The sequence below is a fragment of the Pseudomonas sp. F8002 genome (assembly GCF_013385495.1).
Taxonomy (GTDB): Bacteria; Pseudomonadota; Gammaproteobacteria; order Pseudomonadales; family Pseudomonadaceae; genus Aquipseudomonas.
The window spans coordinates 54321-77556 of sequence record NZ_JACAPW010000046.1; the positions used below are offsets into that span (position 1 = coordinate 54321).

At 62.1% G+C, this 23236-nt stretch carries 27 protein-coding genes; 9 read left to right on the forward strand and 18 right to left on the reverse strand.

Going from position 1 to position 23236, the window contains the following annotated elements; all coding sequences use genetic code 11:
* Positions 1–193: 193 nt before the first annotated feature.
* Entirely contained in the window at positions 194–2077 is a 1884-nt protein-coding gene (locus HX811_RS29510; RefSeq protein ID WP_003216846.1) for a DEAD/DEAH box helicase, read from the forward strand.
* A 69-nt stretch (positions 2078–2146) separates the two neighbouring features.
* Here the strand turns inward: HX811_RS29510 and HX811_RS29515 are convergent, their stop codons facing one another.
* Together HX811_RS29515 and HX811_RS29520 are read right to left on the reverse strand one after the other, a co-directional pair.
* Entirely contained in the window at positions 2147–2743 is a 597-nt protein-coding gene (locus tag HX811_RS29515; RefSeq protein WP_003216844.1) for a YceI family protein, read from the reverse strand.
* 32 nt (positions 2744–2775) lie between these two features.
* On the reverse strand, positions 2776–3327 hold the full coding sequence (locus tag HX811_RS29520; RefSeq protein ID WP_003216842.1) for a cytochrome b: 552 nt from the start codon (positions 3325–3327) through the stop codon (positions 2776–2778).
* Between the two features lie 280 nt (positions 3328–3607).
* Between HX811_RS29520 and HX811_RS29525 the strand changes: the two genes are divergently transcribed.
* Together HX811_RS29525 and HX811_RS29530 are read left to right on the forward strand one after the other, a co-directional pair.
* Complete coding sequence (locus HX811_RS29525) at positions 3608–5014, forward strand: adenosylmethionine--8-amino-7-oxononanoate transaminase (protein WP_177048524.1); 1407 nt, start codon at positions 3608–3610, stop codon at positions 5012–5014.
* Positions 5015–5100: 86 nt separating this feature from the next.
* Positions 5101–5820 carry a 16S rRNA (uracil(1498)-N(3))-methyltransferase gene (locus HX811_RS29530; RefSeq protein WP_087693231.1) on the forward strand — a complete coding sequence of 240 codons (720 nt, stop codon included), beginning with the start codon at positions 5101–5103 and terminating at the stop codon, positions 5818–5820.
* A 134-nt stretch (positions 5821–5954) separates the two neighbouring features.
* Here HX811_RS29530 and HX811_RS29535 read toward each other — a convergent pair whose 3' ends face one another.
* The 3 genes from HX811_RS29535 to HX811_RS29545 are packed head-to-tail and all read right to left on the reverse strand — an operon-like array spanning position 5955 to position 8490.
* Entirely contained in the window at positions 5955–6857 is a 903-nt protein-coding gene (locus HX811_RS29535) for a transporter substrate-binding domain-containing protein (RefSeq protein WP_087693232.1), read from the reverse strand.
* A 27-nt stretch (positions 6858–6884) separates the two neighbouring features.
* Positions 6885–7238, reverse strand: coding sequence for a RidA family protein (locus HX811_RS29540; RefSeq protein ID WP_177009105.1), 354 nt, complete (start codon positions 7236–7238; stop codon positions 6885–6887).
* Positions 7239–7248: 10 nt separating this feature from the next.
* Entirely contained in the window at positions 7249–8490 is a 1242-nt protein-coding gene (locus HX811_RS29545; RefSeq protein ID WP_177022321.1) for a D-amino acid dehydrogenase, read from the reverse strand.
* A 108-nt stretch (positions 8491–8598) separates the two neighbouring features.
* Here HX811_RS29545 and HX811_RS29550 point away from each other — a divergent pair, with 108 nt between their 5' ends.
* On the forward strand, positions 8599–9501 hold the full coding sequence (locus HX811_RS29550; protein ID WP_177020237.1) for a LysR family transcriptional regulator: 903 nt from the start codon (positions 8599–8601) through the stop codon (positions 9499–9501).
* Here HX811_RS29550 and HX811_RS29555 read toward each other — a convergent pair.
* Complete coding sequence (locus tag HX811_RS29555; protein ID WP_008434116.1) at positions 9496–10113, reverse strand: hemolysin III family protein; 618 nt, start codon at positions 10111–10113, stop codon at positions 9496–9498. The two genes, HX811_RS29550 and HX811_RS29555, sit on opposite strands and share 6 nt — an antisense overlap.
* Before the next feature lie 235 nt (positions 10114–10348).
* Between HX811_RS29555 and HX811_RS29560 the strand changes: the two genes are divergently transcribed.
* Genes HX811_RS29560 through HX811_RS29570 form a run of 3 tightly spaced genes read left to right on the forward strand, consistent with a single transcriptional unit; the run spans position 10349 to position 12409 of the window.
* Positions 10349–10915: a chromate transporter gene (locus tag HX811_RS29560; protein WP_003216826.1), complete on the forward strand. Its 567-nt coding sequence runs from the start codon at positions 10349–10351 to the stop codon at positions 10913–10915.
* On the forward strand, positions 10915–11457 hold the full coding sequence (locus HX811_RS29565; protein WP_177009103.1) for a chromate transporter: 543 nt from the start codon (positions 10915–10917) through the stop codon (positions 11455–11457). The genes HX811_RS29560 and HX811_RS29565 overlap by 1 nt, the downstream gene beginning before the upstream one ends.
* 37 nt (positions 11458–11494) lie before the next feature.
* Complete coding sequence (locus HX811_RS29570) at positions 11495–12409, forward strand: LysR substrate-binding domain-containing protein (RefSeq protein WP_177048526.1); 915 nt, start codon at positions 11495–11497, stop codon at positions 12407–12409.
* Between the two features lie 156 nt (positions 12410–12565).
* Here HX811_RS29570 and madM read toward each other — a convergent pair whose 3' ends face one another.
* From madM to HX811_RS29625, 11 genes are all read right to left on the reverse strand, one after another.
* Positions 12566–13330: a malonate transporter subunit MadM gene (gene madM, locus HX811_RS29575; RefSeq protein WP_003216820.1), complete on the reverse strand. Its 765-nt coding sequence runs from the start codon at positions 13328–13330 to the stop codon at positions 12566–12568.
* A 1-nt stretch (position 13331) separates the two neighbouring features.
* On the reverse strand, positions 13332–13745 hold the full coding sequence (gene madL, locus HX811_RS29580) for a malonate transporter subunit MadL (protein WP_003216818.1): 414 nt from the start codon (positions 13743–13745) through the stop codon (positions 13332–13334).
* 246 nt (positions 13746–13991) lie between these two features.
* Entirely contained in the window at positions 13992–14897 is a 906-nt protein-coding gene (mdcH, locus tag HX811_RS29585; protein WP_177048528.1) for a malonate decarboxylase subunit epsilon, read from the reverse strand.
* Positions 14894–15490: a malonate decarboxylase holo-ACP synthase gene (locus tag HX811_RS29590; RefSeq protein WP_177048530.1), complete on the reverse strand. Its 597-nt coding sequence runs from the start codon at positions 15488–15490 to the stop codon at positions 14894–14896. The genes mdcH and HX811_RS29590 overlap by 4 nt, the downstream gene beginning before the upstream one ends.
* Positions 15484–16260: a biotin-independent malonate decarboxylase subunit gamma gene (mdcE, locus tag HX811_RS29595; RefSeq protein ID WP_177048532.1), complete on the reverse strand. Its 777-nt coding sequence runs from the start codon at positions 16258–16260 to the stop codon at positions 15484–15486. The genes HX811_RS29590 and mdcE overlap by 7 nt, the downstream gene beginning before the upstream one ends.
* Positions 16257–17099, reverse strand: coding sequence for a biotin-independent malonate decarboxylase subunit beta (locus HX811_RS29600; protein ID WP_177041208.1), 843 nt, complete (start codon positions 17097–17099; stop codon positions 16257–16259). Before HX811_RS29600 ends, mdcE begins: the two co-directional genes overlap by 4 nt.
* Positions 17092–17391, reverse strand: a complete 300-nt coding sequence (locus tag HX811_RS29605; protein WP_003216806.1) for a malonate decarboxylase subunit delta — start codon at positions 17389–17391, stop codon at positions 17092–17094. Before HX811_RS29605 ends, HX811_RS29600 begins: the two co-directional genes overlap by 8 nt.
* The gene (locus tag HX811_RS29610) at positions 17391–18239 is read right to left on the reverse strand and encodes a triphosphoribosyl-dephospho-CoA synthase (RefSeq protein ID WP_087693241.1); all 849 of its coding nucleotides are present in this window, start codon (positions 18237–18239) and stop codon (positions 17391–17393) included. The genes HX811_RS29605 and HX811_RS29610 overlap by 1 nt, the downstream gene beginning before the upstream one ends.
* A complete protein-coding gene (gene mdcA / locus HX811_RS29615; protein ID WP_026077844.1) occupies positions 18240–19910 on the reverse strand; it encodes a malonate decarboxylase subunit alpha in 1671 nt (556 codons plus the stop codon).
* Positions 19911–20201: 291 nt separating this feature from the next.
* On the reverse strand, positions 20202–20525 hold the full coding sequence (locus tag HX811_RS29620; protein ID WP_008434138.1) for a DUF6124 family protein: 324 nt from the start codon (positions 20523–20525) through the stop codon (positions 20202–20204).
* Between the two features lie 512 nt (positions 20526–21037).
* Complete coding sequence (locus tag HX811_RS29625) at positions 21038–21361, reverse strand: DUF6124 family protein (protein ID WP_177048534.1); 324 nt, start codon at positions 21359–21361, stop codon at positions 21038–21040.
* 668 nt (positions 21362–22029) lie between these two features.
* On the opposite strand from HX811_RS29625, the gene HX811_RS29630 reads away from it, so the two are divergent.
* Positions 22030–22494 (forward strand): mobile mystery protein A, encoded by a 465-nt coding sequence (locus HX811_RS29630; RefSeq protein WP_177048536.1) that lies wholly within the window; start codon positions 22030–22032, stop codon positions 22492–22494.
* Positions 22485–23072, forward strand: a complete 588-nt coding sequence (locus HX811_RS29635; protein ID WP_177048538.1) for a mobile mystery protein B — start codon at positions 22485–22487, stop codon at positions 23070–23072. The genes HX811_RS29630 and HX811_RS29635 overlap by 10 nt, the downstream gene beginning before the upstream one ends.
* Positions 23073–23103: 31 nt before the next feature.
* Here the strand turns inward: HX811_RS29635 and HX811_RS29640 are convergent, their stop codons facing one another.
* A complete protein-coding gene (locus tag HX811_RS29640; protein WP_371132471.1) occupies positions 23104–23232 on the reverse strand; it encodes a hypothetical protein in 129 nt (42 codons plus the stop codon).
* Between the last annotated feature and the right edge of the window lie 4 nt (positions 23233–23236).

Below are 23236 nucleotides of genomic sequence, written 5' to 3' on the forward strand. Positions count from 1 at the left end.
AGGCTTACGCCCGGACGCTTCGGTCTTGCAAAAGGCACCCGACCCCGCTACAGCGCAGCTTTCAAGCCCGCGCGAGCCGTCTGAGTGCCCGCCAGCCCCAGCAGGACCGGACGGGATTGCGTTCATCTAAACGCCATTCACGCCAGGCAAGACTATCCCTCTGGGCCAAGCCCTAACTAAAACAGGATTACTCATGTCCTTTGCTTCCCTCGGTCTCTCCGAGGCTTTAGTCCGCGCCATCGAGGCAGCGGGCTATACCGAGCCTACTCCGGTGCAACAGCGGGCCATTCCCGCCGTGTTGCAAGGCCGCGACCTGATGGTTGCGGCTCAGACAGGTACTGGTAAAACCGGCGGCTTCGCCCTTCCGATCCTGGAGCGGTTGTTCCCCAACGGTCACCCGGACAAATCCCAGCGTCACGGCCCGCGCCAACCGCGCGTATTGGTCCTGACCCCTACCCGCGAACTCGCCGCCCAAGTGCATGACAGCTTCAAGCTGTATGCCCGCGACTTGAAGTTCGTCAGCGCCTGCATCTTTGGCGGCGTCGGCATGAACCCACAGGTTCAGGCCATGTCCCGCGGTGTCGACGTACTGGTTGCGTGCCCGGGTCGCTTGCTCGACCTGTGCGGCCAAGGCAGCGTCGATTTGTCCCACGTGGAAATCCTCGTGCTGGACGAAGCCGACCGCATGCTCGACATGGGCTTTGTCCATGACGTGAAAAAGGTCCTCGCGCGCCTGCCGGCCAAACGCCAGAACCTGCTGTTCTCGGCCACGTTCTCCAACGACATCACCGCGTTGGCGGGCAAGTTGTTGCACAACCCCGAGCGCATTGAAGTCACGCCGCCGAACACCACCGTCGAGCGTATCGAGCAGCGCGTATTCCGCCTGCCGGCCGCTCACAAGCGTTCGCTGCTGGCCCACCTGATCACCGCCGGCGCGTGGGAACAGGTGCTGGTGTTCACCCGCACCAAACACGGCGCCAACCGCCTGGCCGAGTACCTGGACAAGCACGGCCTCACCGCCGTCGCGATCCACGGCAACAAGAGCCAGAACGCCCGCACCAAAGCCCTGGCCGACTTCAAGGCCGGTGAAGTGCGCATCCTGGTCGCCACCGACATCGCCGCTCGCGGCCTGGACATCGACCAACTGCCCCACGTGGTCAACTTCGAGCTGCCAAACGTCGATGAAGACTACGTGCACCGTATCGGCCGTACTGGCCGGGCCGGTCGTTCGGGCGAGGCCATTTCCCTGGTCGCACCGGACGAAGAAAAGCTGCTGAAAAGCATCGAGCGCATGACCAAGCAGAAAATCGCCGACGGCGACCTGATGGGCTTCGACTCCAGCGCCGTTGAGGCCGAGAAGCCTGAAGTGCGCGAACGTCCGGACGTGCGCAACCCGCGCAACAACCCACGCGGTCCGAAGGGCGATGGCCCGAACGGCGGCGGCGGTGGTGGCGGTCGTAAAGACAAGGGCAAGGACAAGGGCGGCAAGGACAAGGCTGCGACCAATGGCCGTGGCGAACGCCCGGCCCGTGAGCAAAAGCCCCGTGAAGGCACCCCGGCCCGCGAACAGCGCCAGCCGAGCCAGCCGCCACGCGCTGCTGCCGACCGTGCTCCGGACGAGTTCCTGGACGACGATGTGGACAACTTCGGTAACCGCGTTGACTACGTGCCCCAGGCCAAGCCGGCCCAGGGCCGTGGTCGTCGTCCGGGCGCTCCGGCCCAGGGCGCAGGCGCAGGTACTCCGCGTACTGGCGGGCAGCCACAAGGTCGCCAGAACGGTCCGCGCAGCAGCAACGGCGCCACCACCGGCACCCCGCCTGCCAAGCGCAGCGGCCCGCGCAACGGTGCACCGCGTGACGGCCAGGCCCGTCGCGAAGAGTCGCGCAACCGTCGCCCGGCCCGTGATGATCAACCTCGTCTGTCGGAGCCAGCGGTGCAAAACCCGCGCGGCGGCCCGGCACCGAAGATCATCCACAAAGAGTCGAAAAGCGATCGCACGCTGACACCTGAGCAGTTGGATCAACTGCCGGGCCGTCCACGTGGTGAAAAACCGGCGTTGCTGACCCGCAACCGCTGAGTTTTCAAAGCGCCATAAAAAATGCCCCGGATCGCGAGATCCGGGGCATTTTTGTGTGGCCGGCGAAAATTACTTCGCTTTCACACCTTCAAACGTCACGTACAGCTCAACGTTGTTGGACGCTGGACCCAGGTCCATCTGCTTGCCGAAGTCCTGGCGATTGAAGGAGGTAGTACCTTCAAAGCCGGCACGGTAGCCGCCCCATGGATCCTTGCCTTCACCCAGGAAGGTCGCCTTGACGACGATCGGCTTGGTCACGCCGTGAAAGGTCAGGTCGCCGGTCACGTCAGCAGTGACTTGGCCAGCAGCATTCTTGCCAGTGGTCTTGACGCTGGTGGAGACGAACTTGGCATCGGCAAACTTGCCAACGTCCAGGAAGTCTTTGCTGGCGATGTGCTTGTCACGTTCGGCGTGGTTGGTGAACACGCTGGCGGTGCGGACGTTGAACTCAATCTTGCTGTCTTCAGGCTTGGCAGCATCGAAGCTGAACTTGCCGTCCAGGTCCTTGAAGGTACCGGTGATGAAGCTGTAGCCCAAGTGGCTGATCTTGAAGTCAACGAAGGCGTGCTGGCCTTCCTTGTCGACAACGTAGTCAGCTGCCATCGCCTGACCGGCAGTCAGCAGGGCAGAACCGATGGCCAGAGCGGCGAGAGTCTTTTTCAACATGCTTTCTATTCCTTGTGAGTCGAGGTTGAACATCAGGCTTTGCGCCCCAGCATACGAACCAGGGTCACATCACGATCAATGAAATGGTGTTTCAGCGCGGCCACGCCATGCAGGCCGGCGAACACCACCAATACCCAGGCCAGGTACAAATGCACCACGCCTGCAGTGTCTGCCTGGTCCGGTAGCCCGGAAACCAGCGCAGGAATCTCAAACAAGCCAAACACCGGGATCCCGACACCGTCTGCGGTGGAAATCAGGTAACCGGCAATCATCACGGCAAACAGCCCGAGATACAGGAACGCGTGGCCAAACGCAGCCCCCAGACGCGTCATGCGGCTATAGCTGGCAAGCGGTGGCGGCGGCGGGCTGACCAGGCGCCAGACGATCCGCACGAGCATGATGGCGAACAGCGTAATGCCGATGCTCTTGTGCAGGTCCGGGGCGTCTTTGCGCCAGGCACTGTAGTAGTCGAGACCGACCATCCACAGGCCCAATGCGAACAGACCGAACACCACCAGGGCCACGCCCCAGTGCAAAACGATGCTGACCCAGCCATAGCGGGCCGGTGAATTACGTAGTTGCATGTCCCAAATCCCGTAAGAGCTGTGGCAAGACTATCGATTTACCTATCGAATTAAAGCGGAAAATTTCGCTTTGAAATATCGAGAAATACGATCAAGAGCGTATGCAGAGTAAGTTAACAAGAGATTAAGGACTATCCAGAAGAAACGTGACGGACTGTCCTGCGTTTACCACCAATTTACGCTTCAGACTCGCAATGGGTTGTGACACAGGCCTGCATTGCATAGGCTTGCGCGATTGTTTCGCCCGCGCACGTCGCGAGCCGCTTCGAGGAGAATAAACATGGGTTTGAACAACCAGTGGATGCAACGCGACCTTGCGGTGCTGTGGCATCCCTGCACCCAGATGAAAGACCACCAGCAACTGCCGCTGATCCCGATCAAGCGCGGTGAAGGCATCTGGCTGGAAGACTTCGAAGGCAAACGCTACCTCGACGCCGTCAGTTCCTGGTGGGTCAACGTGTTTGGCCACGCCAACCCGCGCATCAACCAGCGCATCAAGGACCAGGTCGACCAGCTGGAACACGTGATCCTCGCCGGTTTCAGTCACCAGCCGGTAATCGAGCTGTCCGAGCGCCTGGTGAAGATGACCCCCGAAGGCCTGACCCGCTGCTTCTACGCCGACAACGGTTCGTCGTGCATCGAAGTCGCGCTGAAGATGAGCTTTCACTATTGGCTCAACCGCGGCCTGCCGAACAAGAAGCGCTTTGTCACCCTGACCAACAGCTACCACGGCGAAACCATCGCCGCGATGTCGGTTGGCGATGTGCCGCTGTTCACCGAGACCTATAAAGCCCTGCTGCTGGACACCATCAAGGTGCCGAGCCCCGACTGCTACCTGCGCCCCGACGGCATGAGCTGGGAAGAACATTCCCGGAACATGTTCCTGGCCATGGAGCAGACCCTGGTCGAAAACCACGACACCGTGGCCGCCGTGATCGTCGAGCCGCTGATCCAGGGCGCCGGCGGCATGCGCATGTACCACCCGGTGTACCTCAAGCTGCTGCGCGAAGCCTGCGACCGTTATGGCGTGCACCTGATCCACGACGAAATCGCCGTGGGCTTTGGCCGCACCGGTACGATGTTCGCCTGTGAACAGGCCGGCATCCGCCCGGACTTCCTGTGCCTGTCCAAGGCCCTGACCGGCGGCTACCTGCCGCTCGCCGCGGTGGTCACCACCGACGATGTGTACGACGCCTTCTACGACGACTACCCGACCCTGCGCGCCTTCCTGCACTCCCACAGCTACACCGGCAACCCGCTGGCCTGTGCGGCGGCCCTGGCGACCCTGGATATCTTCGAAGAAGACAACGTCATCGAAAACAACAAGGCCCTGGCCCAGCGCATGGCCACCGCCACCGCGCACCTGGTGGACCATCCGCACGTCTCGGAAGTGCGCCAGACCGGCATGGTGCTGGCCATCGAGATGGTGCAGGGCAAGGCCACCAAGACCGCCTACCCGTGGCAGGAACGCCGTGGCCTGAAGGTGTTCGAACATGCGCTGGAGCGAGGCGCGTTGCTGCGGCCGTTGGGCAGCGTGGTGTACTTCCTGCCGCCGTATGTGATCACCCCGGAGCAGATCGACTTCCTGGCTGAAGTGGCCAGCGAAGGGATCGACATTGCCACCAACAGCAAGGTCAGCGTGGCGGTGCCCAAGGATTTCCACCCGGGGTTTCGTGATCCGGGCTGATTGAGTTGATCGTTCCCACGCTCCGCGTGGGAATGCAGCCATGGACGCTCCGCGTCCGCCCTGCACACTATTTCCAGAGAACAGAAATGAGACTGTCCCGCTTTTTTGTCGACGCCCCCCTGAGCCTTGGCGACCACGAGTTGCCGGAAGCCCAGGCGCACTACATCAGCCGCGTATTGCGCATGAGCGAAGGCGACCCCGTGCAGTTGTTCGACGGTTCCGGCCAGGAGTTTCGCGCCAGCTTGCTGGAAGTCGGCAAAAAACGCGTGGTGGTGCAAGTCACCGAAACCTTCGCCGGGCAGGTCGAGTCGCCGCTGCAGATTCACCTCGGCCAGGGCCTGTCCCGTGGCGAGCGAATGGACTGGGCGATCCAGAAAGCCACCGAGCTTGGGGTGAATGAAATCACCCCGATCTTCAGCGACCGCTGCGAAGTGCGCCTCAAGGACGAACGCGCCGACAAACGCCTGCAGCACTGGCGCCAGGTGGCGATCAGCGCGTGCGAGCAGTGCGGTCGCTCGCGAGTGCCGGTGATTCACCCACCGCTGTTGCTGGCGGATTGGTTGAAACAGGCCGAAGCGGATTTGAAGCTGGTGCTGCACCCGGTGGCCGAGCCCCTGGTGAGCCACGCCAAGCCTGGGAGCCTGGCCTTCCTGATCGGGCCGGAGGGTGGATTGACTGATGGCGAAGTCGAGACGGCACAAGGTGCGGGGTTTCATGCCGCACGGTTGGGCCCACGGGTGCTGCGTACCGAAACTGCGCCAGTCGTGGCGCTGGCGGTGGCTCAACAACTCTGGGGCGACTTCTAAACCCGCTTTGCAAATCCCATCAAATGTGGGAGCTGGCTTGCCTGCGATAGCGGTGGGTCAGCTACACATCTGTTGCTGATACACCGCTATCGCAGGCAAGCCAGCTCTCACATTTGGATCGGGTTTGCACTCCGTTACTCCACCGGGTCACTCACAGGCGTCGCAATAATCGCCTTCAGCTCACTGGTCATCGGGAATTCCAGGTTCAGGCCCTTGGGCGGAATCGGCTGCTCAAACCAGCGCTGGTAAATCCCGTTGATCTCCCCCGAGCTGTACAGCCCGGCCAGGGTCTCGTTGACCACCGCGAGAAACTGCGGGTCGTCCTTGCGCACCATGCAGCTGTAGATTTCCCGCGACTGTTCTTCCCCGACCACCACCCACTTGTGCGGGTCCCTGGCCTTGGCGCGCTCCCCGTAGAGCAACGCGTCATCCATGTAGAACGCCGCCGCCCGGCCGGATTGCAGCATCTGGAAGGCTTCGCCGTGGTCCTTGGCGCTGATCACCGACATGTTCAGTTTGTGATCGACGTTGTAGCTCTTGAGGAACCGCTCGTTGGTGGTACCGGCGGTGGTTACCACGTTCTTGCCTTGCAGGTCGGCGAAGCTTTTGATGCCGCTGTCGTTGGCGGTCAGCAACTGGCCCTTCACGTAGATAAACCCGTAGGAAAACGCTACCTGCTTCTGCCGCTCGGCGGTCACGCCGGTGGAACCGCATTCCAGGTCCACGGTGCCGTTTTGCACCAGGGCTATGCGGGTCTGGGAAGTCACCAGGTTGTACTTCACGTTGAGCTTCGGCACACCGGTTTTCTGCTGGATACGCTCGACGATCTTGTTCGCCAGCTCCACCGAATAGCCCATGGGCTTGCCGCTGTGATCCCCCACATAGGAAAACGGCACCGAGGCATCGCGGTAGCCGAGGGTGATGCTCCTGGCGTTGGCGATCTTGCTCAGCGTGCCGTCCAAGGGGGCCTCGGTGGCATGGGCCTGAGCCCCCAACAACAGTCCCAGGGTGCAGCCGATCAACGTGATTTTTTGCATTGTTATTCTCCGTTGGTGGTTAAAGGTTCAGGTACGGCGCACTGCAATGACACTGATCTCGACCAGCACGTCCGGTCGCGCCAACTGCGCCTGCAACGTGGTACGCGTCGGTGCCTGCCCCGGCGATAGCCAGGCGGACCAGACTTCATTCATCGGCGCAAAACCCTCCTGGATATTGTTCAGGTAGATGGTCGCATTCAGCAGATGATCCTTGTCGCTGCCGGCCTCGGCCAGCAGCGCATCAATCCTGGCCAGCACCTGTTCGGTCTGGGTCTTCACATCACGGCCTTCGCCCGGCACCTGGCCGGACAGGAACACCAAATTCTGAAAAACCACGGCGCCAGACAAGCGGCTGTTGCTGTTGATTCGGGTGATGGTCATCGAAATATCCTCAAGCGGCACGGGGCGCGAAGCCCTGCATATCAATGGAAGTGGTGTGCCGGCCAATCAACTCGGCCAGTACCTGGCCGCTGCCGCAAGCCAGGGTAAACCCGAGGGCGCCGTGGCCGAGGTTAAGCCACAGGTTGCTGTAGGCGCTGGCACCAATCAACGGCACGCCGGTCGGCGTGGCCGGGCGCATACCGGCCCATTCGACCGCGTGCTGGTAGTCACCGGCCAGCGGGAACGTCTCAAGTGCCTGGCGCTTAATCAGCGCCAGGCGCTTGGGTTCCAGGCGGGTGTCGAAGCCGACAATATCCACCATCGCCGCCACCCGCAGTTGCTCACCGATGCGCGCGTAGACGATCTTGCGGTCGTAATCGGTGATGCTGATGTTCGGCGCCTGATGCTGCGCGCCAATCGGCACGCTCAGGCTGTAACCCTTGAGGGGATACAGCGGCAGTGACATACCCGGCAAGGCCAGCTCGGGGCTACGGTGCCCGGCGGCCAGCACCAGGTGCTGCACCGGCAAGACTTCACTGCCCATTTCGATAGCCTGCACGGCGCCTGCGCTGTGACGAATCGCCGTCACCTTGCGCCCCAACAGGAACGTGCAACGCCCCGACGCTTCAAGGCGCGCCGCCAGTTGCTGGCAGAACCCATGGCAGTCGCCGACCTCTTCATTGGGCGTATAGATGCCGCCGGCAAAACTGGCGCTGTCCAGGGTCGGTTCCAGCCGTGCGCAGTCCGCCGCCGAGAGCACTTGCTGTTGCAGCGGGTCGGTCACTTTATTCAAGGCGCGTTCATAGCTGTCGAGGCTGCGAAAGGTCACCAGCTTGCCGTTGCGCCGCCAGTGGAAACCGCCCAGTTGGTCTTCTTCACGCCAGCGTTGCAGGGTGCCCTGGCTCAAGGACGCCAGGCGCAGCAGGTGGGCCGCATTGCGCTGGTTCACCGAGCCACGGCAGGCGCCCAGGAACGAGGCCATCCAGCGCCACTGCGCCGGGTCCATGCGCGGGCGCAGCTTCAGCGGCGAGTCACCGCGCAGCATCCAGCCGATGGCTTGCAGGGGTACGCCCTTGTCGGCCAGCGGTGCGACATAGCGGTAGGACAACTGCCCGCCGTTGGCGAAGCTGGTCTCGCTGCCCAGGGTTTCCCGAGCTTCGACCACCGTCACCTGCATGCCGGCACGCACCAGCGCGTAGGCACTCGCCAGGCCGATAACCCCGCCACCGATGATGCAAACCTGCTGAGCCATGTGCGTCCCTTAACCGTGCGATGTCAGGCTTGAAGGTTAGAGGCAGGTGACAGCGGCGGGACAATGAATAAAGATGGGTCACCCATAAACAAAGGTTATGGACTGCCCATGCGCTTGCGTCATATCGAAATCTTCCAGGCCATCCGCCAGACCGGTTCCATCAGCGCCGCCGCCCAGTTGCTGCATGTCTCGCAGCCGGCGGTGAGCAAGGTGCTGCAGCACGCCGAGTTGCAGTTGGGGTTCCCGCTGTTCCTGCGTATACGCGGCAAGCTGCAGCCAACCCCGGAAGCGCTGGCGCTGGAGCGCGAAGTCGACAAGGTCACCGAAAGCCTGCAAGGCGTGCGGCGCCTGGCGCAGAACCTGCGCCGCGAGCCGGGCCAGAGCCTGCGTATCGGCGCAACACCCGCGCTGGCCCTGTCGTTGCTGCCGCCGGCCATCCGCGAATGGACCCAACGCTACCCGGACATCGCCTGCGAGCTGTCCAGCGCCCACAGCCGCGAGCTGGTGCAAAACCTGTTGATGCGTGAGGTCGACGTGGCGCTGACCCTGCAACCGCCCGATCACCCAGGGCTGAACGCCCAGCCGTTGGCCCACGGCGTGCTGGTGGCACTGGCGCCGCAGGGTTACTGGAAGGAAAACGAGCTGGGCAAACCGTTGCCGCTGATGGCCCTGGCGGGCGCGCCGTTGATTGGCCTGTCCAGCGCCGACCCGTTGTCGGCGAAGCTGGACAGCTACCTGGAAGCGGTCGATCCACCGCCACGGGTCAGCATCGCAGTGCAGACCTATTCCCTGGCCAGGGCCATGGTCGAATCCGGCGCCGGGCTGGCGGTGATTGATCCGTTCACCGCCCTCGGCGCATCACCGGCCACCACCTGCATTCGCCCGCTGGCACCGCCGCTGCCAATCACCTTGTACGCCCTGACCCGCGCCGACGAACCGCCGCCGCATATGCTGGCGAGCCTGTTGGAGATCTTCGGCAGCCGGGCCCAGGAGCAATTGGACCGGCTATAACACGTACCCCATGATCGCTACGAAATGCAGCAGGCTGCCGCCGATCACGAACAAATGCCAGATCCCGTGGGAGTGCCGCAAGCGGTCCTCCAGGGCAAAGAAAATAATGCCCACGGTGTACAGCACCCCGCCCGACGCCAGCCAGGCAAACCCGGTAGGCCCCAGCGCAGCAATCAGCGGCTTGACCGCCACCAGCACGATCCAGCCCATTACCGCATAGATCACGATCGACAGGATCCGCGCCTCGGAACGTGGCTTGATCTCCTGCAGGATGCCGATCACCGCCAGCCCCCACACAATCCCGAACAGCGTCCAGCCCCACGGCCCGCGCAGCGTCACCAGGCAAAACGGCGTGTAGCTGCCGGCAATCAGCAGGTAGATCGAAAAGTGATCGACCTTCTGCATGATCGCTTTCTTGCGCCCGCGCACGCTGTGGTAAACGGTGGACGCGCTGTACAACACCAGCAATGTGAAACCGTAGATCGCTACGCTGACAATCTTCCAGGGGCTGCCGTCCATACCGGCCACCACCAACATCCATACCGCACCCACAAAAGCCGCAACCGCCCCGAGCAAGTGGCTCCAGGCGTTGAATCGTTCCCCGTGATACATGTGTCACTCACCTCGAATAACGGTTATCACCTCGACCATTCTGACGTCACCCACCCAATATCAGGTAACAACCTTTCTTCATTTGCCCAAATACACATGCCGATGGATGATTCGCTTCATCCTGTGGGAGCTGGCTTGCCTGCGATAGCGGTTTATCAGCAGCAGATGCATGTCTGACCCACCGCTATCGCAGGCAAGCCAGCTCCTACATAAAAGCCCCTCATCGGTAACGCCCATGCCCGACCTCGAACCTGCCCAGCCCCACCCGAGTCTGTGGCAATTGTTTTACAACTTCGCCATGGTCGGCCTGTTCGGCTTTGGCGGCGTGATGCCCTGGGCGCGGCAGATGATGGTCGACCGCAGGCAGTGGGTCAGCGAACAAGGCTTCAACGAGTTGCTGACCACCGGCCAATTTTTCCCCGGGCCGAATATCGCCAACGTCGGCATCATCTACGGTCGGCGCCTGCACGGTTTGCCGGGTGCGGTTGTGACCGTGGTCGGCTTGTATCTGTTCCCCTCGCTGATCACCGTGCTGGCCGGCTTCGCCTATGCCAAATGGTGGAGCCATGACGTGGTGCAGCAGATCTTCGGCGCGGTGATGCCGATCGCCACCGGGCTGATGCTCGGCACCACTCTGCGCCTGCTCAAGGCCATGCCGCGAACCCTGGCGAATTACAGCGCGTTCGTCCTGACCTTCGTGTTGATGGCGGTGCTGGTGCTGCCGTTGTGGATGGTCCTGCTGATCTGCATTCCCAGCTCGTTGGCCTTGAGTTTCATGGGCAAGCAGAAGGTGGCTGGCTGATGCAGAGCGTGCTGTTTCACCTGATGATCCAATGCGCGCTGTGGTCGCTGATGGCGATTGGCGGTAACACCGTGGCCCTGAGCGATATCCACCGCTACACCGTCACCGACATGAACTGGATCACCGACGCCCAGTTCGTCGCCTTCTTCGCCTTGTCCCAGGCCTTGCCGGGGCCCAATGGCATGTTCCTGGTATTTATCGGCCAGCAAGCCGCCGGGTTGCCCGGCGCCCTGGTGGCCCTGACCGCCAAGCTGGTGCCCTGCTCGGTACTCACCTACCTCGGCGCCGGCTGGCTGGAAAAACACACCAAAACCCCGTGGGTGCAGCGGGTCAAAGGCAGCCTGCTGCCGATCTCCATCGGGCTGATCCTGGCCGCCAGCTACATCCTGATGAACAGCCTGGAAAACAACGCCACCAGCCTGGTACTGACCCTGGCCAGCGCTGCCGTGGTGTATTACACAAGACTCAACGCGATCTGGCTGATCATCCTCGGCGTAGTGTTGGGCCTGTGCAGTGCATGGCTGGGAGTGAACTGGTTTTAGGGGCACAATCGACGGCATTCGAACAAGAGTCACGCCCATGCTGATCGACGAAGAGTTCACCCTCAAGAAGCTGGAAATCTTCCTGGCGTTCATGCGCACCGGCAACCTGGCGCGGGCGGCGGCTGAATTGCAGACCAGCAACGTCAGCGTGCACCGGGCGATCCACTCCCTGGAAAACGCCCTGCGCTGCCCGCTGTTCAAGCACGAAGGGCGCAACCTCACGCCGCTGGAAAGCGCCTATGTGCTGGAAGAGCGCGCGCAGAAGCTGGTGCAGGATGTGGTGGACAGTGTGCGGCTGACCCGCGAGGCCGCCGGCTTTTCCGCCGAGCGTTTCAAGCTGGGCTCGTTGTATTCGCTGACGGTGAAGACCGTGCCGCAGTTGATCATGGGGCTGAAGATTCGTCGCAGCGAGCTGAATATCGACCTGATCCTCGGCTCGAATTTCGACCTGCTGTACAAGCTGAAGAACATGGAAGTCGACGCGATCCTGATCTCCCTCGACGAGCACGCCAACGATCCCGACTGCGAGCAGATCGCCCTGTTCTCCGACGATATCTTCCTCGCCACCCCGGCCGATTCACCCTTGGACCGCGAGCAGCAAATCGACCTGGCGGATGTGCGCGACGCCACCTTCATTACCCTCACCCAAGGCTTCGCCACCCACCAGGACGGCAACCGCGTATTCAAGCAGGCGGGGTTCGAGCCGAAGGTGGCGATGCAGGTCAACGACATCTTCACCCTGCTGAGCATGGTCAGTTCGGGCGTGGGTTATGCGCTGCTGCCGGGACGGATTGCGGCGGTGTACGAGAACCGGGTGAAGCTGATTCCCCTGCAACCGCGCTACCGTTTGCAGCAGCACATTGGCGTGGTGTTTCTGAAAGCCAAGGAGCGCGACCCGAACCTGCTCGCGCTGTTGGCGGAGTGCCGGATGTATGCGAACCGCCAAACCTGACAATGATCCCCTGTGGCGAGGGAGCTTGCTCCCGCTCGGCTGCGCAGCAGTCGTAAAATCAGCGCCCGCGTTGTTTCAGGAAGAATGCATTGGGACCGCTTCGCGCTCCAGCGGGAGCAAGCTCCCTCGCCACAAAAGCGGTCGACACATCTCAGGTTAGCCAACAATCCCGCGCACGATGAAGTAGAGCACCGACGGCCCCAGCAAGCACCCAAGCCCGGTGTGAAAGGTGGCGGTCAACGCGCCATACGGCACCAACCGCCGGTCCGTCGCCGCCAGGCCTGCCGTCACGCCGCTCACCGTACCGGCCAGGCCGCCAAACACCATCGCCGAGCGCGGGTTATCCAGGCCCATCCAGCGTGCCGCCATGGGCGTGCCCACCATCACCAGGATCGCCTTGATCAACCCAGTCGCAATGGACAGCGCCACCACATCCGAGCTTGCACCCAACGCCGCCCCGGTCACCGGCCCGACGATGTACGTCACCGCGCCCGCGCCGATGGTGGTCATGCTGATCGCATCGCGATAACCAAACGCCCAGGCGATACTCGCGCCCACAATAAACGGCAGCACCGTGCCCAGCAGCAAGGCAATCGCACCAATCAAGCCGGCCTTGCGCGCCTCGGTGGCCTGTACTTCAAACGCCGTGGCCACGATGGCAAAGTCCCGCAGCATGGCGCCGCCCATCAAGCCGATCCCGGAAAACAGCGCCACATCCGCCAGGCCTTTCTGCCCGCCGGTCAAGGTGCCGCCCACCCAGGCCAGCACCAGCCCGATCACAATCGCGATGGCTGAGCCGTGGATGCGTCCGAAGGTCAGGCGCTTGGACAGCACCACCGAAATCCACATCACCACGCCGACAAATGCAAAGGCGGTGACCAAGCCGTTATTTGCCAGGCCTTTCTCGATGAGTTCCCACATATCAGCGACCTCCCGCGACAGGTGCAGCCGCAATCAGCGGCTCTTCATCGGGCAACGGTTCGCCCTTGTGCGTGCGGCTGATCAAGGCAATCGTGCAACCGCACACCACCACCGAACCAATCGCCGCCAGCACCGCCACCGGGCCGCCGTGCAGCGCGGTGACCACGTTCTGTTGCGCCGCCATCGCCACCACTACCGGGATGTACATGGCCCCCCAGAAGCCGACACCCATCTCGCATTCCTTGGTCATGCCGCCGTGTTTGTGCATCCACAACCGTGCGCAGATCAGCAGGATCATCGCGATCCCCACCCCGCCCACGTTGGATTTGACTCCCAGCAACACGCCGAGCATGTCGCCCAGAATCACGCCGGCCAACATGCAGATCGCCAGCAACGCCACACCGTAAATAATCATGATGGTTGTCCTCAAAGTGCTTCATCGAAATTGTTGTTTTTGTGCTTCGAAAGCCTTGGGCGGCAATGCCGATCCGATAAAGATGAATACCGTACCTGTGGCGAGGGAGCGTGCTCCCGTTGGGCTGCGTAGCGGCCCTGAAATCCTCGGAGCGCTGCGCACTCCAACGGGAGCACGCTCCCTCGCCACAGGTCATTGGTGACCCGCTCTATCTCTTGACCGACCAGCATCAGCCTTGGTGGAGCTCTATCGGTGATGGTTTCCCTCCTCTCGCAGCAAGGCCTGCAAGGTGTCCAGGCGGGCGCCTTCGAAGGCGATGACGGTGCCTTGCTCGAACACCCGGCGCGCGAGGCCCGTAAGCACGGCACCGGGAGGCAGTTCGATATGCAGGCGCACACCGCGCTCGAAGGCGCTTTGCACGGTGCCGCGCCAGTCGACGATGCGGCACATGTTGAAGGCGAGGTCGTCGCGCAGGTGTTCGGTGTTGTGGATCGGCCGGGCGCGGGTGCTGCTCAGGTAGGTGATGCTCGGCGGTTTCAGTGTCACTTGGGCGAATGCTTCGGCCAGGGCCTCGGCGGGTTTTTCCAGCAGTACGCAATGAGACGGCACGCTGACGGCCAGGCGTTTGGCGACGCCGTTGCCGCGCACCAGATTGGCGACCGCCTTCATGGCCTCATCGCTGCCGGCGATGACCGTCTGGTTGTCGGCATTGATATTGGCCAGGTAAACCGGGGCTTGCGGGCTGTGGACCTGAGCAAGCAAGGCTTCGACGGTGGACAGGTCCGGGCCGATAAAGGCGGTCATGCCGTAGCCGTGGGGATACGCGTGTTGCATCAATTCGCCGCGCAGGCTGACGAGTTTCAACGCGTCGGCAAAGTCCAGCGAGCCGGCGATCACGGCGGCCGGATAGGCACCAATGGACAGGCCGGCGACGTAATCGGGGGTGTGTTCCAGCAAACGCGCACTGGCCACACCGGCAATCAACAGGCAGAGCTGCACGGCACGGGTCGAGGCCAGCGCTTCGGCAGAATCCAGGGTAAGCACATCCTCATTGAGGGCAGCACTGGCTTCGTCCAGCACCGCACGCGGCAGTTGCTGGAGCATGCCGGGACGCTGGGCGCCCTGCCCCGGGAATGCCAGGAGGCTGCTCATGCCAAGGCCTGCCACGGGTCGAGCACCAACTGCGCGCCACCGGCATTTTTCAGCAGCACGCGACGCGAACCACCGGCCCATTCACGCAACGCGACCGCGCCAAAAGGCGTTTGCAGTTGCAGGTCCACGGCGCACACCGCCGTATCCAGTATCGCCAGCAGGTCCTCTGCATCGCTGCGTTCAAGGCGCTCGGGCGTGCGCAGAATCAAATCCAGATCGCTCTTGGCATGCAACGCTTCGACGCCGCTGGCCAACTCGAAACCCGCACTGCCGGTGACGCCCCAACTCTCTCCCGCCAGCACCGGTCGCAACTGAGCGAGGGCCTGCAACGCCGGCAAATCCCTTGGCGAGATCACACCGCGCAGGTCTTCCGGCACCACGCGCCGCTGCACCGCCGCCATCGGCATCACGGCGGCGAAGCGCTGCTCGCGCAAGCGCCCGCGTACCCCCACCGCTACCTGGCCCGGCGACGCGTTCGCCCGGCGCACCACCACCGGATGCCCAGCGGCCAATGCTTCCAGCACCCAGGCCGGCGCATCAGCGGGCGCATGCGCCGGGGTCATGCCCCAGAGCAAGTCGTGAGCGTTCACCATTGCTCCCGCAGCAGTTGGCGCACGTGGCTGGAGGCCGCGCGGTTAGTGGCGCCCAGGCGACCGCTCAGGTCACGACCGCCGGCCTGCACATCCTTGATCGCCTGCACCAGGCACTCGCTGACACGCGCCACATCTTCGGTGGTGGGCTGCTCGATCTGGCTGACCGACAAGGTCTCCCAGAGCAAGCCAAGGCTGGCATAACTGTCGATGTCATAGGCCATCGGCGGCACGCTGGCGGCCAGGGTTTCCAGCTCTTCAACACTGCGCAGGGTTACCCGCGCCGCCGAAGCCTTGCCCATGGCATGCACCATCACGCCGGGGTCGCGCAGGGCAATCAGGCGGTTGGCCTGGTAACCATGGGCGAGGAAGGCGCCGGACATCGCCTTGCCCACCAGCAGCGCGATCACCGGGTGACCGGCCAGGCGGGCACGGGCGTAGCTGTCGGCAGCGGCGGCCAATGCCTGGTGAATGCCCAAGGCCTCTTCGCGACGACCGTAGGCCTGGCTCGGCACATCCACGATGGCAATCAGCGGACGCTTGTCGCCGGTATCGATCGCTTCATCAACCGCCTTGGCCAAGCCCCAGCCTTCCAGCAAACCAACTTCACCGTTGCGAGCGCGAGGGAAGCGGTTTTGTGGGTCGGTGACCACCGCGATAAAGCGCACTGACTGATCACCGAGCACACCGTCGGCAACTTTCAGCGAGTTCGGCAAACCGCTCACTGGCGCTGCGTCGCCGCTCAATGCGTTGAACCACTGCAAACCTCTCATGAGCGTTCTCCCTGATACAGATCGCGAACCGTCGCCGGGTCGATTTGCGGTTCGGCGTTCAGTGCGGCCAGGCGTTCCAGATAGTGATCAACCTGACGGCTGCGCTGTTTTTCCGGCAAGCCTTGTTGCAGCAGCTCAGTGATTTGCTGCTGAATCTGCGCCACGTCGTCGGCCACATACCGGTCGGCCAAGCCGCTGTTAAAGCGTTGCTCACCGCCGGTCAGGCTCCAGATGAAGGGCCGGTCGCGGGAGTCGTATTCCTCAAGCCCGGCTTCCTGTTCGATCACCTGCGGGCCGTTCAGGCCAAGGCGCGCCTCGCGGGTCACCAGCAGATAACTGCACAGGCCCGCCGCGATGGACATGCCACCAAAGCAACCGACGCTGCCGGCCACCACGCCGATTACCGGCTGGTACTGGCGCAGGTCGACAATCGCCGCGTGGATATCGGCAATCGCGGCCAGGCCCAGGTTGGCTTCCTGCAAGCGCACGCCGCCGGTTTCCAGCAGCAGGATGGCGCGGGTCGGGATGCCGTTGCGGTTGTCTTCAGCAGCCAACTCCAGTGCACCGGCCATCTTTGCGCCGCCGACTTCACCGAGACTGCCGCCCTGGAAATTGCCTTCGATGGCCGCGATGACCACCGGCAAGCCGGCGATGCTGCCCTTGGCGATCACCACGCCGTCATCTGCCTGCGGCACCACGCCCTGGCGGCTCAGCCACGGCGACATGACGCGCTGGAACGGATCGATCAATTCGCGATAGCTGCCCGCATCGAGCAAGGCCTTGGCCCGCTGCCGGGCGCCGAGTTCGACGAAGCTGTGTTTGTTCAGCAAGTCAGTCATGACCGATCTCCTCGAAGCCTTGCTCCAGGCGCAAGCGCACCACGCCGGGTGTGGCGCCGAAGTCGTGGATATCGATGTTCAATGCGGGGGGTGTCTGTTCCTGGAAGATCCGTTCGAACAGATGCTGCCAACGCAGCTGCGCACCGTTCACCGAGGTCTGCACCTGGATCGTCAGGGTGCCGGCGGTGCCCGGTTCCAGCAGCACTTCGAGGTCGCCGGAGCCGACGCAGCCTACCAGCGCGCGGCCCTTGGCGGGCTGCCCGGCGGGGAATTCAAAGGATAAGGTTTCCATCACAGCGCTCCGTCGAGGCGGTCGATAAACAGGCAGGCGGCCAACAGGTCGGCGGCGCCACCGGGGGAGGCATTCAGCGCCAGCAGTTGCTGGTCCAGCTCATGAAGTTGGCGGCGGCCGGCGAGGCTTGCGCTGCCGCCGGCGTCCAGTACCGCTTGGGCGCCCTGCTGCATGGCCTGCAAGCCTTCAGGGCCGGCGCGGTAGAGCACGCAGGTGTCGGCCAGGTCGGTCATGATCGCCAGCAAGGCGTCGAGGCGCGCGTTCTGTTCGCCGTATTGCTGCAGGCGGCTTTTCTTCAGTTGGGGCAGGCCGCGTTGCAGCACCGACGGGAAGCCCAGTTGCGCTTCTTCGCGAGCACCGCGTGCGCCGTAGCGTTGTGCGACCTGGGCGCCGTGGCTCAGCGGTTGCGGTGCGTAACGGTCGTTGAGCAAGGCCAGGCGGGCGGCGCGCAACGTCACCGCGCTGGCAGTGCAGGATTCCGGTTGCAGTGCGGCGGCGGCGACTAACAGGCCGAGCGCCCAGATCGCGCCACGATGGGTATTAACGCCGCTGGTGGTGACGAGCATCGCCTGCTCACCTTCGCGACCGATGCGCCCGAGGGCTTCACGCAGGGGCAAACCGACTTCGCCAAATTCGACCGCGGCCTCGGCCATTTCCTTGAACGCCGGCCACAGCGACAGCGCCGAGGCGTGCATCAAGCCGAGGTGCAAATCGGTATGGGCGCCGTTGCCGCGACGGTCTACCAGGGCGGGTTTCGGCGACAGGTCCGCCTCATCGATCAAGGCGTCGACGGCCATGTCGGCCAGGCGTTCGGCCAGCGTCAGGTCGTGCAGTTTGAGTGCGTGCATTTACCAGCTCCTGAACTTGGCGGGCGGGTTGTACAAGCCACCGGACCACTCCACCAGATCGGCCACGCTCTTGGCGGCCAGCAACTCGCGGGTAGCGTCGGTGCGGCGGATGCCGAGGTCTTCGGGCAGCGCGATCAGGCCTTCGCGACGCATGCGTGCGGTGTCCTTGGGGTTGTGGCGCATGCCGATGGCGGTCACCCCGGCGACGGCAGCGATCATCGCCTGGCGCTCTTCCAGGGAACGGGCCTTGTACAGGTAGGCGATGCCTTCTTCGGTGAGCAGGTGCGTGACGTCATCGCCGTAGATCATGATCGGCGCCAGGGGCATGCCGCTTTTGCGGGCGACTTCCACCGCGTCGAGGGTTTCGACAAAGGTGGGTTTGCCGCCTTCCTGGAAGGTCTCGACCATCTGCACCACGAGCTTTTTGCCGCGTTCGAGCAAGGCCTCGGGAGCGTCGTCGTGGCGCATGTCGAGCCAGGCGGGTGTGCCATGGCGGCGACCGCGCGGGTCGTGGCCCATGTTCGGCGCACCACCAAAACCGGCGAGGCGGCCACGGGTAACGGTGGAGGAATGCCCGTCGCCATCGACCTGCAAGGTGGCGCCGATAAACAGGTCCACCGCGTACTGGCCGGCCAGCTGGCAGAACATTCGGTTGGAGCGCAGCGAGCCGTCGCGACCCGTGAAGAACACATCCGGCCGGGCGGCGATGTAGTTCTCCATGCCCAGTTCGGTGCCGAAGCAATGCACGCTTTCGACCCAGCCGCTTTCGATGGCCGGGATCAGGGTTGGGTGCGGGTTGAGGGTCCAGTTGCGACAGATCTTGCCCTTCAGGCCCAGGGATTCACCGTAGGTCGGCAGGATCAATTCGATGGCGGCGGTGTTGAAACCGATGCCGTGGTTCAGCGATTGAACGTTGTGTTTTTCATAGATGCCGCGGATCGCCATCATCGCCATCAACACATGCACGGGCTTGATGTGGCGTGGGTCGCGGGTGAACAGCGGTTCGATGTAGAAGGGCTTGTCAGCGACCACCACGAAATCGACCCAGCTCGCGGGGATGTCGACGCGCGGCAGGTCGGTGACGTCATCCACCAGTTGGTTGACCTGGACGATGACGATGCCATCGCTGAAGGCGGCCGGCTCGATCAGCGCGGGTGTGTCTTCGGTGCTCGGGCCGGTGTAGATATTGCCGGCGCGGTCGGCCATGAAGCCGGCCGACAGGACCACGTTGGGGATCAGGTCCACCACCAGCCGCGCGTAGAGTTCGATGTAGGTATGAATCGCGCCAATTTCCAGCAGGCCGTCTTCCAGCAACTGGCTGATGCGCAGGGACTGGGTGCCGGCGAAGGAGAAATCCAGCTTGCGGGCGATGCCCTTTTCAAACAGGTCCAGGTGCTCGGAACGGCCGACGCTGGGCATGATCATGTGCAGGTCGTGGAGCTTGGCGGGGTCGGCCTTGGCCAGGGAGCGCGAGAGGAAATCGGCCTGCTTCTGGTTGTTGCCTTCCAGCACCACGCGGTCGCCGGGGAGGATCAGGGCTTCCAGGGCTTCGACAATGCGCTCGCTGGGGAGCACGGCGCCATCGGCGAAGGATCGCACCAATGCGAGGCGGCGCTGCTTCTCATCGCGCCGCCGCGTCCAGCGCGAGTCGGGGGAAGTTGTTGTTGTCATGGTCGCTCCACGGGATTTGCTGTCGTGGGCTGTACCTTAGGAGGGTATTGGGGGGGCATCAATCAAGCTGCGCGGTGAACCGTTACGATTGGAGTAATGGTTTTCCAATGAACGCGGGGTTGGAACCGATAGAGATCAAATGTGGGAGCTGGCTTGCCTGCGATGGCATCGCTGCGGTGAGCCTGACTCACCGAGTCGCCCGCATCGCAGGCAAGCCAGCTCCCACATTTTGATCGGCTGTGTTCTTAAGAATGTACACATGAGTCCCAAAATTGGACTGATCCCACTTCTTCACATCGCCGCTGGGCTCACCTGCTCCAACGCCTGATCAACCAGTAACTGCCCCAGCTCACTCATCTGCTGAATGGCCAGCACCACACCGCGCTGGGAACCTTCCAATTCAAAGGCCAGGTTGGAGGTCAGCGCGTTGAGTGAGGCAAAGGTTTCAGAAGCGTTGGCCAGCAGGGCTTCGGTGGATTGAGAGGGCGTGACGGTAAAGAGTGACGATGAAGCGGAAGTCGGAAAGTAATGATCCATGGCACGCTCGGCGGCGGCCTGGAGTTTGCGGTGTTCGATTTCGGTGTTGTGGGGCGGATTGGGGGTAGGTTTGAACATGATGTGCAGCTCCGATATGTATTAGGGAAGCTGACACCGTCCGCTTGCACGCGAATAAGGTGGCAGCTGTGCGCAGGTGTGCAAGACCGGGCATATCGGACCCCGGCAGACCCCAAGGGATCTCCCACGCACAGCCGCCATAAGAAATACAGCAGGCATAAAAAACGCCCGTTGAATGGCTATGGGCGTTGGTGCGCCGACATGTAACCGGACTTGCACGTCCGTGTCACCGTTTTTTGCGATGACGCACGAAGACTAGGCGCGATCGCAGCGCACAACAAGTTCATGCACAGCGCGAGAGGTTGCAGGAAAAATCCGACTGTAAAAAGCACACGCCGATGCGATCGTTCCCACGCTCTGCGTGGGAATGCATCCCGTGACGCTCCGCGTCACCACAGCGCGAGACTTGAGCCTTGCATCGCCAGTTGGACGCAGAGCGTCCGAGGCTGCATTCCCACGCGGAGCATGGGAACGATCATCATCAGTCCCTTTTTGGGACTGCTCCCACTTCGTCACATCGCCGTTGGGCTCACCTGCTCCAACGCTTGATCAACCAGTAACTGCCCCAGCTCACTCATCTGCTGAATGGCCAGCACCACGCCGCGCTGGGAACCTTCCAATTCAAAGGCCAGGTTGGAAGTCAGGGCGTTGAGTGAGGCAAAGGTTTCAGAAGCGTTGGCCAGCAGGGCTTCGGTGGATTGAGAGGGCGTGACGGTAAAGAGTGACGATGAAGCGGAAGTCGGAAAGTAATGATCCATGGCACGCTCGGCGGCGGCCTGGAGTTTACGGCGTTCGATTTCGGCGTTGTGGGGCGGATTGGGGGTAGGTTTGAACATGATGAAACTCCTAAACAGATGAGTAAGGAGCGCCACCGTTCGCTTGCACGCGAATGAGGGTGGCGACCGTGCGCAGGTGTGCAAGACCGGGCCTGTTTAGGACACCCAGCAGGTCCGAAGACCTCCTGCGCGCAGCCGCCATAAAGCAGCGAGCACAAAAAACGCCCGTTGGATGGCTGGGCGTTTGTACGCCTAAACAGTTTCGTCGGACTTGCACGTCCGTGTCACCGTTTTTTGCGACGACGCACGAAGACTAGGCGCGATCGCAGGGCACAACAAGTTCATGCATAGCGCGAGAGGTTGCAGGAAAAATCCGAAGGCAAATACGCACCGATTGTTCCTACGAACTTTTCGGGTTGTTGCTCGGAATCGTCCCATCTAGCCTTCATTTCCAAATCGTATAGCCGCTGAAAGCGGCCGAATGCAAAGCGCCAATGACCAAGCGCAGTTGTCGTGAGCGGGCTTACCCCGCTCACGACAAGGATCACAGGAACTCATCCACACCGATTGCCTATAACCATACTATATATCCACTATTGATCGCATTTGGACATACATAATATATAATTATGTATGCTCATAGCCTATCAATAAATATTTAAACGTATGCTTAAGGGCATACAATAGGCAGGATACGAATACTTCCAAGCTAAAAAAGGTGGCATCCCATGGCCTCATCCGATCTCTCCAAATTGCGCCTTGCCCAAGTGGAGCGGGCACTCGAACCCTTTGAAGCACTACGAGGCAAGCCCACGCCGCCGGGCGGCTGGCTACGCTCCATAAGGGAAGCACTGGGCCGATCGTTACGGGCTCAAGCAGCCTTGGTTGGCGTAGCCTTCGCAACCTTGCAACAGTCGGAACGGGCCGAAGCCGAAGATCGGATCACACTCGCGCAATTACGCAAGTTGGCGGCGGGTTTGGACTGCGAACTCGTTTACGCCCTGGTGCCGCGAAAACCACTGCACCAGACGGTTGAAGCCCGCGCCGAGTGGCTGGCCAGGCAAGAGATTATGGGTGTCACCCACACAATGAGCCTTGAAGATCAGCGGCCTTCAGATACGTTCATCGAAAGCCAGGTAGACGATCGACGCAAAGAACTGCTCTCCGGATCGTGGGCTCGACTATGGCGATAGAACTTGAACTCAAACCTGGGCAAACACCGTTAGACCTTGATGAAGCCGCAGGCCTGAAGCCAAAGCACATCGGTACTCAAGGTGAACTTGATGAATGGGAAGCGGCAAACATCATCAAGGCCATGCGCTGGCTTGGGCGGCAAAAAAAGTTGGACGTCCTGGACGAACACTTCTGCCGTCAACTTCACATCAAAATGTTCAGCGATACCTGGATCTGGGCCGGGACGTTTCGCAAGTCCGACAAAAATATTGGCTGCGACTGGACAAAAATCTCAGTCAACCTGCGCCAGTTACTCGATAACACGAGCTACTGGCTGGAGCACGACGTGTTCCCTGCCGAAGAGGTGGCTGTGCGCTTCCACCATCAACTCGTGTCGTTGCACCCATTCCCCAATGGAAACGGACGACACTCACGCCTGATGGCCGACTGCCTCCTGAGGCAGCAAGGGCTCGCTCCGTTCTCTTGGGGAAGCGCGAACCTGATAGCAGCCAGTGAAGTACGCACGTTATATATCCATGCACTGCGTGCCGCCGACATAAATGACTACGGCCCCCATCAGGCTTTCGTGCGTAGTTGAGCGTATGTTATTGCTTATGGAAATGGGTAGCTCAGGCCAACCCCGCCTCCACCAGCAACGCCTCCAACCCCATCAAATCCGGCACCTTCGCCACATGCTCCCCCACCAGCAACGCCGCCAGTTCCAGCGGGCACAACGGCACGTCCACATAACTCAGCACGATC